The organism is Acidiphilium acidophilum, from assembly GCF_033842475.1.
Taxonomy (GTDB): Bacteria; Pseudomonadota; Alphaproteobacteria; order Acetobacterales; family Acetobacteraceae; genus Acidiphilium; species Acidiphilium acidophilum.
Map to the genome: position 1 here is coordinate 480,292 of NZ_JAWXYB010000018.1, position 12,522 is coordinate 492,813.

Genomic DNA, 12,522 nt, shown 5'->3' on the forward strand with positions numbered 1-12,522 from the left:
TGCTAGGGCTGGCCGGCGACAAGACAAGACCGGTGACCAGAGACCGGCAACATGACGAGGTTAACGCGATTGTGGATGGCTTGCTGACTTCCGAGCCCGATGTCTATAGCGCAAGCCCCCTTGCGGAGGGCGATGCGTTGCAGGGCCTCGCGCAGCTTCTGGCGGCGGACCTCGCCGCGACCAACGCAACCATCGTTGCGCGGATGGCGAGCGAGGTCGAACTGATCCCGCAACTCGCGGCCCATCTGATCGCGGCGGGCGGCAAGCGGCTGCGGCCGCTGCTGACGCTGGCATCGGCGCGGCTGTGCGGCTACCGGGGCGAGCGGCATGTGCGGCTCGCCGCCTGTGTCGAGTTCATTCATACCGCGACCCTGCTGCATGACGATGTCGTCGATGAAAGCGATCTGCGCCGGGGGCTGGCCAGCGCCAATGCGGTGTTCGGCAACAAGGCCTCGGTGCTGGTGGGCGATTTTCTGTTCGCCCGCGCGTTCGAACTGATGGTTGCCGACGGGTCGCTCGAAGTGTTGCGGATCCTGTGCAACGCATCGGCCACGATCGCCGAGGGCGAAGTGCTGCAACTCTCGACCCAGAACGATCTCAGTACCGATATTCCGCGCTATTTTCAGGTGATTCAGGGCAAGACCGCAGCGCTGTTCGCGGCGGCCTGCGAGGTGGGGGCGGTGGTCGCCGATCGGGATCGGAGCGTGGCGGCGTCCTTGTCTGGGTATGGCACCGCGCTCGGCATGGCGTTTCAGCTCGTCGATGACGCGCTCGATTATGCGGCGGACCAGAATGAACTCGGCAAGACCGTTGGGGATGATTTCCGCGAAGGCAAGCTGACCTACCCGGTGCTGATCGCCTACGCCGCAGGTGATCCGGCGGAGCGCGCGTTCTGGCAGCGCACGATCGAGCGGGGCGAACAATCCGAGGATGATCTCGGGACCGCGTTCGAGCTGATCGCGCGCCATGATGCGATCGGGCAGACGATCGAGCGGGCGCGGGAATTTGCGCGTTCGGCCCAGGAATGTCTGGCTGACCTGCCTGACGATCCGGTCCGCGCGTTGATGATGCAGGCGGCGGATTACGCGGTGACGCGCCGGCACTGAGCGCGCGTTCAGGTTGCGATCACGATGCTGCCCCGCCGCTGCTTTGCCCGGTATAATGCCTTGTCGGCGCGGTCGATCAGGGATTGGGCACCGGCTTCCTGATCGGGCCGGATGCAGTCGATCCCGATACTGACCGACAGCACCCCGGATGGCGATTTTTCGTGGATGAGGTGGATGTCCCTGATCCCGTCGCGGATGCGCTCGGCGACCGCGCGGGCACCGCTCTGGAATGTCAGTGGCAGGATCACGGCGAATTCCTCCCCGCCGATCCGGCAGGCGAGGTCGGCGGCGCGCAACGCGCTGGCTTCGACGATCGCCGCGATCTGCTGCAGGGCGCGGTCGCCCATCGGGTGGCCGTAGAGATCGTTGTAAGGCTTGAACAGATCGACATCGATCAGGATCAGCGCGATATCGATCCCTTCGCGATAGGCGCGGCGCCATTCGCTTTCGAGATGGGCGGTGAAACGGCGGCGGTTGGCGAGACCGGTCAGGGAGTCGGTGTTTGCCAGCCGGTCGAGCCGCAGGAGATCGGCATCGCGCCGCTCTTCAGCCGCACGGCGGGCCGAAATATCGCGCACCACGCTGACCAGTTCGACGCTCTGATCGGCGCGCCGCGCACCGATCCGGGTTTTGATTTCGGTCCAGACGGGTGCGGCGGTCGAGTGGTGGCGCAGGCGCAGCTCGGCGGTGACCTCGGTGGTGTCGCCGCCGAGACTGGCCATGGCCGCGCGGATGGCCGCGAGATCTTCGGGGGCGACCAGATCGAATGCCGAGCGCCCGGCCAAGGCATCGCCCGTGACGCCGATCAGGCGCTGGGCGGCGGGGGAGGCGTAGAGGATCGTGCCATCGACCAGGGTGACGACGATGGTATCGGCGGCGATCTCGGCGAGCCCCTGGAACCGGGCGGCTCGGGAGACGATTGCGGCTTTCTGGTCGCGCAGGCGCGCGATGATCCGGGTGTGTCGCTCGAAGAGCAGCGCGATCGGGATGGCTGCAATGAAGGAGGCGGCCAGGAAGGCCTGCAGCAGCAGGATACGCGCGCCGATGTGGGAGGGCTCGATCGCCGCGATCGGGCCATGGCCCATTGCGGTGCGGAAAAGGGCGCTCAGCGCGATCAGCGCGATCGCGACGCAGGTGAATTCGAGCCCGGCGATGATGGCGAGAGCGGCGAAGACCAGCGGCATGATGAACAGGGGCGGCAGGCTCGACTGATGGAAGGTGAGCACCGACAGCGCCAGGCTGAGCGCCAGCGCGAGCGTTGCGCGCAGCCGGGCGCGCCGGGGCAGGAGCGGTGTTGCGGTACGGTTGAGCAGGACCAGTCCCGCCGTGGTGAACAGGATGTTGCCGAGGGCGTGGGCCATGAACCAGACCAGCCCGGCCATGGGGTCGTCCGCCGCGAGCGCTGCCTCGGCGGCGATCAGGCTGCCGCCGACTGCCGGACCGATCAGCCCGATCGAGATCAGGACCCGCGCCAGCCCATCGAGCCGGCGGATGCGTGGGCGGGGGCCGAAACCGGCCCATGCCGCGGCACAGGCGGCGGCGATTTCGGCGGCGTTGGCCACCGGGAGCAGGATCGTTCGGGCCAATCCGGCATCGGTGACGAGACAGGCGAGGATGTTCCCTGCCATGGCGGCGGCGATGACCGCTGCGACCGGGCGCCATCCTGACGGGCGGCGCGCGAGCAGGATGGCGAGGGGCAGCGCATTGGCCGGCCAGAAGGTCGGGATATTGGCATCGAACCGGCACCAGTACAGGCTGGAGGCGGCGAGGATGCCAACCCCGAGGGCCACGGCGAGCAGGCGGGCGACCGCGTCCCGGAGGTGACGGCTGACCCGGATCACGAAAACGCGCGGGTGGGCGAGGGAGGGCTCGAGGCCGCGAGGCGCGGATCGTTTCGATGGAAGCGTCGACCTGATATGCACACTGACCCTGATCCGAACCCTGAGTTGACGGTTTGGGCATTAGATCAGATCAGGCTGAACATCCGGTTAAAACCAGCCGGTCCGGGAGCGGATCGGCTGGTTTTTTCGAGGATTTCGCGTGTCGTGGCGGGTCGGGGTGGTCAGTCCGCCGCGAGGGCCATGTGCTTGCGGGCGATTTCGCCGCTGACATAGGATTCGAGGGCCTCGCCGATCGCCTCGGAATGATGGGCGAACACGTGGTCGGCCCCGGCCATGACCCGATAATCGACCGAGACGCCCTTCTGGGTGTTGAGTTTGTCCACCAGTTTGCGGACCGAGGCTTCGGGGACCAGCTCGTCGGCATCGCCGTGGATCATCAGGCCGCCGCAGGGGCAGGGGGCGAGGAAGCCGAAATCGTAATGCGCGGCGGGGGTGCCGACGCTGATCCAGCCGGAGACTTCGGGGCGGCGCATCAGGAGCTGCATGCCGACGAAGGCGCCGAACGAATAGCCGGCGATCCACAGCCCGCCATGGCCGGGGTTGAGCGCCTGCATCCAGTCGAGCGCGGCGGCGGCATCGTTGATTTCGCCCATGCCGCCATCGTAGCTGCCCTGGCTGCGGCCGACGCCGCGGAAATTGAAGCGCATGACGGAAAAACCGAGGCGCTGGAACACCTGATACATCGTGTAGGTGATGCGGTTGTTCATGGTGCCGCCGTGCAGCGGGTGCGGGTGCAGGACGAGGGCGAGCGGCGCGCCGCGTTCCTTGGCGTGGTGGTAGCGTCCTTCGAGGCGACCGTCGGGTCCGGCAAACGTTACTTCAGGCATTGGCTTATCAGTTCTTTCCAAGTCTCGGGCTCAGGAGCGTGACGCACGACCGGTGCGGGTGAAGCGGGTCGCGGCGTCGCGCGATGGGGGCGACATGCGGGCGGACGGGGACACGATGTGACCAGCCGCCCGGTTTGTTCAGGTCAGTCGATTTCGCAATAACGCATATATAGGACGTCCGGGCAGATTGTTGCTCAGCTTCGTCTGCATACCTACTCTCCCTAAGAACGCCGCTCATGCGTGGCTGTTGTCGAAATCCGTGCCGCGAACGGCATAGGAGAAACGGCGAGGCGAATGCAATTAAAAAATCCGCTAGGGCGCCGATCGGTGCGATATTCGCCTGCCGCATCGGTGAGCGTCGCTTAATCATTTGCCATCGTCATTGCATCATATATGGTCAGTCTCATGTCTATACAGACCGCCCACATCTATTCCTACGGAAATATGGCATGAGCCGGATGTTTTTGCGTGAGATGATCGAGGCCTATCGCCAGCGCGATCCGGCGGCGCGGTCGGATCTGGAAGTGCTGCTGTGTTATCCGGGGCTGCATGCGGTGCTGATCCATCGGGTCGCGCACCGGTTGTGGCATGGGCGGACGCGGCTGCTCGGGCGGCTGGTGTCGAATTTCGGACGCTGGGCGACCGGGATCGAGATTCATCCCGGGGCGACGATCGGGCGGCGCTGCATCATCGATCATGGCATGGGGGTGGTGATCGGCGAGACCGCGGAATTGGGCGATGATGTGTATTTGTATCATCAGGTGACGCTGGGCGGGACGTCGAGCGAGCAGGGCAAGCGCCATCCGACCGTGGCGAACGGGGTGATCATCGGGGCCGGGGCGAAGGTGCTCGGGGCGATTCTGATTGGCGAGAATGCGCGGATCGGGGCGAATGCGGTGGTGGTGGCCGAGGTGCCGGCCAATACCACGGTGGTCGGGATACCGGCGCGTCCGGTCGATCGGGGCAATGCGGCGCGGCCGCCGAAACCGCGATTCGATCCTTATGGCACACCATGCGATCCGTGCCTCGATCCGTTGCTGCATGAGATCGAGATGCTGCGGGGCGAGATGAACGACCTTGAGCGGCGGGTTGCGGATCGTGAAGTGGCGCGGCCCGCGCTGGAGCCGAGCCTGCGCGATACCGAACCACGTTGATGGGCGAAACTCTTTATTTGGACGCCAATGCCAGCGAGCCGCTGCGGCCTGCGGCGCGGGAGGCCGTGATCGCGGGGCTGGATCTGGTTGGTAATCCGGCTTCGATCCATGCGGCGGGGCGGGCGGCGCGGGGGCGGATTGAGGCGGCGCGGGCGGTGATTGCGGCGCATTGCGGGGCGCGGGCGCAGGATGTGGTTCTGCTGTCCGGGGCGACCGAGGCCAATGCGCTGGCGCTTTCCGGGCTCGGGGGCGCGCGGGCCGTGCTGATCGGCGCGACCGAGCATGAGGCGGTTCGGGCGGCGGCGCCGGGGGCGGGGATCGTGCCGGTCGGGCGGGATGGGGTGATCGATCTCGACGCGCTCGATCGGTTGCTGGCGGGGGATTCCGACGCGCTGGTATGCGTGATGGCGGCGAATAACGAGACCGGGGTGATCAATCCGGTCGAAGCCGTGGCGGCGGTGTGCGCGCGCCATGGGGCATTGCTGCATGTCGATGCGGTGCAGGCCGTCGGGCGGGGGCTGGCGGATTTTCTGCGGCTCGGGGCGGCGAGTGTCGCGATTTCGGCGCACAAGATCGGGGGTCCCAAGGGGATCGGGGCGCTGGTGCTGACGCCGGAGGCCGCCGGGGGGCTGGTGCCGATGCTGCGTGGCGGGGGGCAGGAGCGTGGCCGGCGCGGGGGGACGCCGAATGTGCCGGCGATCCTCGGGTTTGCCGCCGCGATCGCGGCGATCGATCCGGGGGAGATCGGGCGGCTGGCGGCGATGCGCGATGCGATCGAGGCCGCTGCGGTTGCGGAGTCTGCCATCGTGGTCGGGGGTGGGGCGTTGCGGTTGGGCAATACGAGCTGTCTGGCGCTGCCGGGGGTGTCGGCGGAAACCCAGCTCATCGCGCTCGATCTCGATCAAATTTGCGTTTCGGCGGGGGCGGCCTGTTCGTCCGGGAAGATGGCGCGCAGCCATGTGATCGATGCCATGGGGTGGCCGGAGCTTGCCGGATGTGCGATCCGGGTTTCGCTGCCGTGGAATGCGCCGGATGATGCCGCCGAACGCTTCATTGCCGCATACCGGCGTATGGCGGACCGCGCCTTGCGCAAGCGGCAGGGTTTCTCTACGTCACCGGCATCGCGCCCGCTGGGTGCCGAACTGGTTTGAGGGTTTGCCATGCCGAGCATGATTTTCATCGAGCGCGACGGGACGCGCCGCACCGTGGATGCGCCGAACGGGCTGTCCGTGCTCGAAGTCGCGCACAAGCACGGTGTCGATATCGAGGGGGCGTGCGAGGGCTCGCTTGCGTGCTCGACCTGTCATGTCATTGTCGATCCGGAGTGGTTCGGCAAGCTCGCCAAGGCGTCCGAGGATGAGGAAGACATGCTCGACCTTGCGTTCGGCCTTGAAAAGACCTCCCGCCTCGGTTGCCAGATCGTGATGTCCCCCGCGCTCGACGGGCTGGTCGTCCGTCTGCCCGCCGGGGTGCGCAACGCCCAGGGGGGATAGGCCGATGCGGATCGTCGTTGCCATGTCCGGCGGCGTCGACAGTTCGGTCGTTGCCGGGCTGATGCACGAGGCCGGGCACGAGGTGATCGGCGTGACGCTGCAGCTTTACGATCATGGGGCTGCGTCCGGCCGCAAGGGGGCGTGCTGCGCCGGGCAGGATATCCATGATGCCCGCAATGTCGCCGACCGGCTCGGGATCGCCCATTACGTGATCGATGCGGAGGCGGCGTTCCGGGCTGCGGTGATCGGGGATTTTGCCGATTCCTACGCCGCCGGGACCACGCCGGTGCCCTGCGTGCGCTGCAACCAGCATCTCAAATTCGGTGATCTGCTGGTCCTTGCGCGCGATCTCGGGGCCGAGGCGCTGGCGACGGGTCATTATGTCCGGCGCGAGCAGGGGCCGGAGGGGGCCGAACTCCATACTGCTGCCGATGCGGCGCGCGATCAGTCGTGGTTTCTGTTCGCGACCACGCGCGATCAGCTCGATTATGCGCGTTTCCCGCTCGGGGCGATGCCGGACAAGGCGGCGGTTCGCGCCGAGGCCGCCCGGATGGGCCTGCCGGTTGCCGAGAAGGCCGACAGCCAGGATATCTGTTTCGTGCCCGCCGGTTCCTACGCCGATATCGTGGGGCGGTTGCGCCCGGAGGCGACCGCGCCGGGCGAGATTGTCGACGCGGCGGGGACCGTGCTCGGCACCCATCAGGGTATTGCGCGCTACACGGTGGGGCAGGGCAAGCGACTCGGGGCGGCATCCGGCCAGGTGGTGACGCGGATCGATCCTGAGCGCCGGCGCATTGTGGTCGGGCCGCGCGGGACCGGGGGGCGGGTGGTGCGGTTCACCGAGCCGAACTGGTTGATCGACCGGCCTGAGACGCCGTTCCGCGCCACGGTCAAGCTCCGCGCGCGGGAGACGCCGCATCCCGCCACGATCGATGCCGCCGCCGGGACGGTGACGCTCGATGAGCCGGTGCTGGCGGCGCCGGGGCAGGCTTGCGTGATCTATCGGGACAGCCGGGTTCTGGGCGGCGGGTTTATCGCGGCCTGACTTTCGGCAACTTGATACAAATGCGGTCTGGTTTCGTGCCGGCTTCCTTCTATAATATGGATGTGCCTTCGCTTTCGTGCCACGCAAGCGGCGGCGCAAAACTTCGGGCGTGACGGTTTTCGGCCGTCGTGCAAGACTAGTGCGCAACCATCGCGCCGGTTCGAGCCGGGCGACAAAAACATAAAGGATCCCGCCGTGGCCAATGAAAAATCCCAGAATGTGCAGGACGTGTTTCTCAATCACGTGCGCAAGAGCAAAACGCCGGTCACCGTGTTTCTGGTGAACGGCGTCAAGCTTCAGGGGGTGATTACCTGGTTCGACAATTTCTCCGTCCTGCTCCGGCGCGACGGGCATACCCAACTGGTTTACAAACACGCGATCTCGACCGTGATGCCGGGCGCGCCGATCCAGCTGTTCGATGCGAGCAAGGCGGAAGGGACCGCGCCGGCCACCCCGTCGCAGAACCCGACCACGCTGAGCCTGATGAACCGGGGCGAGCCGGACCGCGACGATGAGTAGCCGGTCTTGAGCGTCGAGACCCAGGCAGCGCCCATCCGCGCCGCGATTCTGCTCCCCTGGGAGCATGGGTCGCGGCGCGATCGTCTGCGCGAGGCGGAGGCGCGGCTGGCGGAGGCGATCGGGCTGGCGGCCTCGATCGGGCTGGTGATCGCGTATCAGGATACGTTGCAGATCCGTGCGTTGCGGCCCTCGACCCTGTTCGGCGAGGGGCAGGTGGCGCGGATCGGCGACGCGATCGCGGAGGCCGACGTGACGGTCGCGGTGGTCGATTCGGCGCTCAGCCCGGTGCAGCAGCGCAATCTGGAACGCGCGTGGAATTGCAAGGTGATCGACCGCACCGGGTTGATCCTTGATATTTTCGGCGAGCGGGCGCGGACCGCCGAAGGCGTGTTGCAGGTCGAGCTTGCGCATCTCGCCTATCAGCGCTCGCGCCTCGTGCGGTCCTGGACCCATCTGGAGCGCCAGCGCGGCGGCTTTGGCTTTCTCGGCGGGCCGGGCGAAACCCAGATCGAGGCGGATCGACGGCTCATTACCGACCGGATCGCCCGGCTCAAGCGCGAACTCGACGATGTTCGCCGCACCCGCGCTCTGCACCGCACTGCACGCAGCAAGGTGCCGTATCCGGTGGTGGCGCTCGTGGGCTACACCAATGCGGGCAAATCAACCCTGTTCAATGCGCTGACGGGTGCTGCGGTGCAGGCCGAGGACCAGTTGTTCGCGACGCTCGACCCCACGATGAGGTTGATCGTGCTGCCTTCGGGGCGGCATGCGATATTGTCGGACACGGTCGGGTTCATTTCCGATCTGCCGACCGAACTGGTGGCCGCGTTTCGCGCCACGCTCGAAGAAGTCGCCGCCGCCGATATTCTGTTGCACGTTCGCGATGCCGCGCATCCCGACAGCGCGGCCCAGCGGGCGGATGTGATCACGGTGCTGGACGGCATGGCCGAATCCGGGATGATCGACGCGGGTTGGCAGGGGCGCAGCTTCGAGGTGCTCAACAAGATCGACCTGCTCGACCCCGATCTGCGCGATCTTCCCGATACCGATTCCATCGCGGTCTCCGCGCTTTCGGGTGAAAATCTGCAGGCCCTGCGCGAGGCGATCGACGCGCGGCTGGCGAGCACCATGCATCTGCTCCACTACACCCTGCCCTCCGCCGATGGCGCGACGCTGGCCTGGCTCTATCGCCATGGCGAGGTGCTGTCGCGGCAGGATTTCGATGATGAAATCAGGATCGCGGTGCGCCTGCGGCCCGAGGACCGCGCGCGCTTCGAGCGGGATTTTGCACCGGCTGCCGAAAGCTCCGCGCCATGAAGCTCGACGAGGCCGACATCATGAGCATCGTCGCGCTGATGCGGGGGGTGGCCAAAACGATCATCATGCCCCGGTTCGGCCATATCGGCCCCGCCGACATGCGGACCAAATCCGGCCCGCTCGACCCGGTCACCGTGGCCGACGAAGCTGCCGAACGCGCGCTGACCGCCGGGCTGCAGTCGATGTTCCCCGATGTCGCGATCATCGGTGAGGAGGCGGTTGCCGCCGATCCGCGGCTGATGGAAGCTCTTTCCGGCACAAGGCCGGTGTTCGTGATCGACCCGATCGACGGCACCCAGAACTACGCCGCCGGATTGCCGCTGTTCGGGGTCATGATCGCGCTGGTCGAAGCCGACGAGACCCGCGCCGGATTGATCTATGACCCGATCCGCGACGATACCGTGGTCGCCATGGCCGGGCAGGGAGCGTTCCTGATCCGCCGCGATCCCGCCGGGAGCGAAGACTGGATCCGGCTCCATGTCGCGAAACCCGCGCCGCCCGAAGCAATGATCGCCTCGATCTCGTGGCAGTACATGAAGGAACCGGAACGCACCGCCGTGCTGCGGGGGCTCACCAACCTCGGACAGACCCCGAATTTCCGCTGCGCCGCCCATACCTACCGCGCCCTCGCCATGGGTCACCTGCACGCCACACTGTCCCGCCGGACTTTGCCATGGGACCACGCGGCAGGCGCGCTGATCGCCGCCGAGGCCGGCGGCTACGTGCGCCAGCCGGATGGATCGGCCTATCATCCGTCGAATCTGGAGGGCGGTCTTCTTGCGACGGTCGATGCGGAGGGGTTTCGGATGGTGCGGGATTTGTTCAAGTGAGAGGGGAAGGTAAGCGCTTCTTTTTTTGAAAAAAAAGAAGCAAAAAAACTTTGCTCCTGTGGGCCCGTGCCGGTGAAACCGCCCGTGCCTCAACTCATAGAAGTTTTTTGCTTCTTTTTTATAAAAAAGAAACCTTCCTTTGCTGCCATGGCGATATGCCGTTGACGGTCGATGCGGAGGGGGTTCGGATGGTGCAGGATTTGTTCAAGTGAGAGGGGAAGGTAAGCACTTCTTTTTTTGAAAAAAAAGAAGCAAAAAAACTTTGTTTCTCTGGGTCCGTGCCGGTGAAACCGCCCGTGCCCCAGCTCATGAAAGTTTTTTGCTTCTTTTTTACAAAAAAGAAGTCTTCTCCTCCTTTTTATCCTTCCGCCTCCTTAACCTGCCGCCACAGGTCTTCCATTTCGTCGAGTCCGGCCTGATCCGGTGTTCGTCCCTGCACGGCGAGGGCGTGTTCCACCGCCCGGAATCTGCGTTCGAATTTGGTGTTGGCGCGGGTGAGGGCGGAGTCGCCGGTGTGGTCGAGTTTGCGGGCGAGGTTGACCAGAACGAAGAACAGGTCGCCGAGTTCGTCTTCGATCCGGTCGGGGTTGGCGCCGGGGAGTTCGGCGCGGAGTTCGGCGATTTCCTCGTCGAGTTTGTCGAGCACGGCGGCGGGGTTCGGCCAGTCGAAGCCAACGCGGGCGGCGCGGGAGGCGAGTTTGTGGGCGCGGGACAAAGCGGGCAGGGTGGTGGCGATGCCGTCGAGCACGCCGGATGCGCCGTCCGAGGCGCGTTCGCGGGATTTTTCGGCTTCCCAGGCGGTGGTCTGGGCGGTGGTGTTGCGCGGGGCGGCGGCACCGAAGACGTGGGGGTGGCGGCGGATCATTTTATTGGTGATCGCGGTGGCGACGTCGGCGAAGGTGAACCAGCCGCGTTCTTCGGCGAGGCGGGCGTGGTAGACGACCTGGAACAGCAGATCGCCGAGTTCGGCGCGCAGGGCGGATGGATCGTTTTTCATGATCGCGTCCGCAACCTCATAGGCCTCTTCGACCGTATAGGGAGCGATGGATGCGAAATCCTGTTCACGATCCCACGGACAGCCGGAGACCGGATCCCGGAGTGCGGCCATGACGGCGAGCAGGCGGGCGGTCGGGTCGTTCGTCATGGGGCCTCGGATCGGGTTGGGAGTGCGCGGGTTATCACGCGCTCATGATAATGCGGAAATCGGAAACCGCCCTATAATACCGGTCAAGGAGACCTGCCATGTTGATCAAGCGAATTCGGGACTGGGATCTGCCGGAATCGGCGGCCACGCCGGAGCATATCGGCCTCAACCGCCGGGCCGCGATTGCAACGATGGGCGCCGCAACGCTCGGGTTCGGCAGCATCGGCGCGGCGCGGGCGGCGACGCCGATGGAGGTGAAGATCGAGGACCCCGGTTATTCCAAGGCCGCGATGCGCTTCGATCCGGGCCGGCCGCTGACGCCGCAGAAGAATGCCGAGCGGTATAATAATTTCTATGAATTCGGCCTGTCGAAGGATATCTGGCAGGCGGCGCAGAAGCTGCCGGTCGAGCCCTGGACGATCAGGATCGATGGGCTAGTGGAAAAGCCGTTCACCATCTCGTTCGACGATCTGATGAAGAAGGTGAAGGTGGAGACGCGGATTTACCGGCATCGGTGCGTCGAGGCCTGGGCGATCACCGTGCCGTGGGAGGGGTTTCCGGCGAGCGAGTTGGTGAAGCTCGCCAAACCGCTCTCGTCCGCGAAGTATCTGCGCTACACCACTCTGGCCGACCACAAGGCGATGCCGGGGCTGAGTATTCCGTTTTTTCCCTGGCCGTATCACGAGGGGATGACGATGGCCGAGGCGAATAACGAACTCGCCTTCATCGGAACCGGGATGTATCACCAGCCGATGCCCAAGCAGGATGGCGCGCCGATTCGCGTGGTGCTGCCGTGGAAATACGGGTTCAAATCGGCCAAGTCGATCGTGCGGATCGAGTTCGTCAAGGATCAGCCCGAGACATTCTGGGAGAAGACCAGCCCGGACATGTACGGGTTCTGGGCCAATGTGAATCCGAAATATCCGACCCTGCGATGGAGCCAGGCGCGGGAGCGGTTGATCGGGACCGACAAAACCGTGCCGACGGTTATTTATAATGGTTACGAGAAATGGGTTGGATCGCTTTATGCCGGGATGAAGCAGGACAAGACTTTATTCATGTGAGTCAATGGGATCGGCACGGTCGTGCCGATCGTTTGGCTTCCAGTGCTTGAAACACGCTGCGCCGCCACCATCGGCGCGGTTTGTCTTTATGTCTTTGATTAAGATTTCATAAAATCAGTGCA

At 65.3% G+C, this 12,522-nt stretch carries 12 protein-coding genes; 9 read left to right on the top strand and 3 right to left on the bottom strand.

Annotated elements, in window-relative coordinates:
• Positions 1-71: 71 nt before the first annotated feature.
• Complete coding sequence (locus SIL87_RS04905; RefSeq protein WP_319613084.1) at positions 72-1,106, top strand: polyprenyl synthetase family protein; 1,035 nt, start codon at positions 72-74, stop codon at positions 1,104-1,106.
• Between the two features lie 8 nt (positions 1,107-1,114).
• Here SIL87_RS04905 and SIL87_RS04910 read toward each other — a convergent pair whose 3' ends face one another.
• Together SIL87_RS04910 and SIL87_RS04915 are read right to left on the bottom strand one after the other, a co-directional pair.
• On the bottom strand, positions 1,115-2,947 hold the full coding sequence (locus tag SIL87_RS04910) for a sensor domain-containing diguanylate cyclase (RefSeq protein ID WP_319613085.1): 1,833 nt from the start codon (positions 2,945-2,947) through the stop codon (positions 1,115-1,117).
• A 221-nt stretch (positions 2,948-3,168) separates the two neighbouring features.
• Positions 3,169-3,834, bottom strand: coding sequence for an alpha/beta hydrolase (locus tag SIL87_RS04915; protein ID WP_319613086.1), 666 nt, complete (start codon positions 3,832-3,834; stop codon positions 3,169-3,171).
• 449 nt (positions 3,835-4,283) lie between these two features.
• Here SIL87_RS04915 and cysE point away from each other — a divergent pair, with 449 nt between their 5' ends.
• The 7 genes from cysE to SIL87_RS04950 all read left to right on the top strand — a co-directional run bounded on the left by cysE (position 4,284) and on the right by SIL87_RS04950 (position 10,192).
• On the top strand, positions 4,284-4,988 hold the full coding sequence (gene cysE, locus SIL87_RS04920) for a serine O-acetyltransferase (protein ID WP_319613087.1): 705 nt from the start codon (positions 4,284-4,286) through the stop codon (positions 4,986-4,988).
• Positions 4,988-6,139: a cysteine desulfurase family protein gene (locus tag SIL87_RS04925; RefSeq protein WP_319613088.1), complete on the top strand. Its 1,152-nt coding sequence runs from the start codon at positions 4,988-4,990 to the stop codon at positions 6,137-6,139. Before cysE ends, SIL87_RS04925 begins: the two co-directional genes overlap by 1 nt.
• Positions 6,140-6,148: 9 nt before the next feature.
• Positions 6,149-6,481: a ferredoxin family 2Fe-2S iron-sulfur cluster binding protein gene (locus tag SIL87_RS04930; RefSeq protein WP_319613089.1), complete on the top strand. Its 333-nt coding sequence runs from the start codon at positions 6,149-6,151 to the stop codon at positions 6,479-6,481.
• A gap of 4 nt (positions 6,482-6,485) precedes the next feature.
• The gene (mnmA, locus tag SIL87_RS04935; RefSeq protein WP_319613090.1) at positions 6,486-7,526 is read left to right on the top strand and encodes a tRNA 2-thiouridine(34) synthase MnmA; all 1,041 of its coding nucleotides are present in this window, start codon (positions 6,486-6,488) and stop codon (positions 7,524-7,526) included.
• A 195-nt stretch (positions 7,527-7,721) separates the two neighbouring features.
• Complete coding sequence (gene hfq, locus SIL87_RS04940; protein ID WP_319613091.1) at positions 7,722-8,045, top strand: RNA chaperone Hfq; 324 nt, start codon at positions 7,722-7,724, stop codon at positions 8,043-8,045.
• Between the two features lie 6 nt (positions 8,046-8,051).
• Positions 8,052-9,362, top strand: a complete 1,311-nt coding sequence (hflX, locus tag SIL87_RS04945; RefSeq protein WP_319613092.1) for a GTPase HflX — start codon at positions 8,052-8,054, stop codon at positions 9,360-9,362.
• On the top strand, positions 9,359-10,192 hold the full coding sequence (locus SIL87_RS04950; RefSeq protein ID WP_319613093.1) for an inositol monophosphatase family protein: 834 nt from the start codon (positions 9,359-9,361) through the stop codon (positions 10,190-10,192). Before hflX ends, SIL87_RS04950 begins: the two co-directional genes overlap by 4 nt.
• A 358-nt stretch (positions 10,193-10,550) precedes the next feature.
• Here SIL87_RS04950 and mazG read toward each other — a convergent pair whose 3' ends face one another.
• On the bottom strand, positions 10,551-11,336 hold the full coding sequence (gene mazG / locus SIL87_RS04955; RefSeq protein ID WP_319613094.1) for a nucleoside triphosphate pyrophosphohydrolase: 786 nt from the start codon (positions 11,334-11,336) through the stop codon (positions 10,551-10,553).
• Positions 11,337-11,434: 98 nt separating this feature from the next.
• On the opposite strand from mazG, the gene msrP reads away from it, so the two are divergent.
• Positions 11,435-12,400 carry a protein-methionine-sulfoxide reductase catalytic subunit MsrP gene (msrP, locus tag SIL87_RS04960; RefSeq protein ID WP_319613095.1) on the top strand — a complete coding sequence of 322 codons (966 nt, stop codon included), beginning with the start codon at positions 11,435-11,437 and terminating at the stop codon, positions 12,398-12,400.
• The last annotated feature ends 122 nt before the right edge of the window (positions 12,401-12,522 follow it).

Excerpts from the sequence above, each read along its gene's own strand:
- SIL87_RS04915 (WP_319613086.1), bottom strand. The coding sequence starts at position 3,834 with ATGCCTGAAGTAACGTTTGCCGGACCCGACGGTCGCCTCGAAGGACGC.
- SIL87_RS04925 (WP_319613088.1), top strand. The coding sequence starts at position 4,988 with ATGGGCGAAACTCTTTATTTGGACGCCAATGCCAGCGAGCCGCTGCGG.
- SIL87_RS04950 (WP_319613093.1), top strand. The coding sequence starts at position 9,359 with ATGAAGCTCGACGAGGCCGACATCATGAGCATCGTCGCGCTGATGCGG.
- cysE (WP_319613087.1), top strand. The coding sequence starts at position 4,284 with ATGAGCCGGATGTTTTTGCGTGAGATGATCGAGGCCTATCGCCAGCGC.
- mazG (WP_319613094.1), bottom strand. The coding sequence starts at position 11,336 with ATGACGAACGACCCGACCGCCCGCCTGCTCGCCGTCATGGCCGCACTC.
- msrP (WP_319613095.1), top strand. The coding sequence starts at position 11,435 with ATGTTGATCAAGCGAATTCGGGACTGGGATCTGCCGGAATCGGCGGCC.
- mnmA (WP_319613090.1), top strand. The coding sequence starts at position 6,486 with ATGCGGATCGTCGTTGCCATGTCCGGCGGCGTCGACAGTTCGGTCGTT.
- SIL87_RS04930 (WP_319613089.1), top strand. The coding sequence starts at position 6,149 with ATGCCGAGCATGATTTTCATCGAGCGCGACGGGACGCGCCGCACCGTG.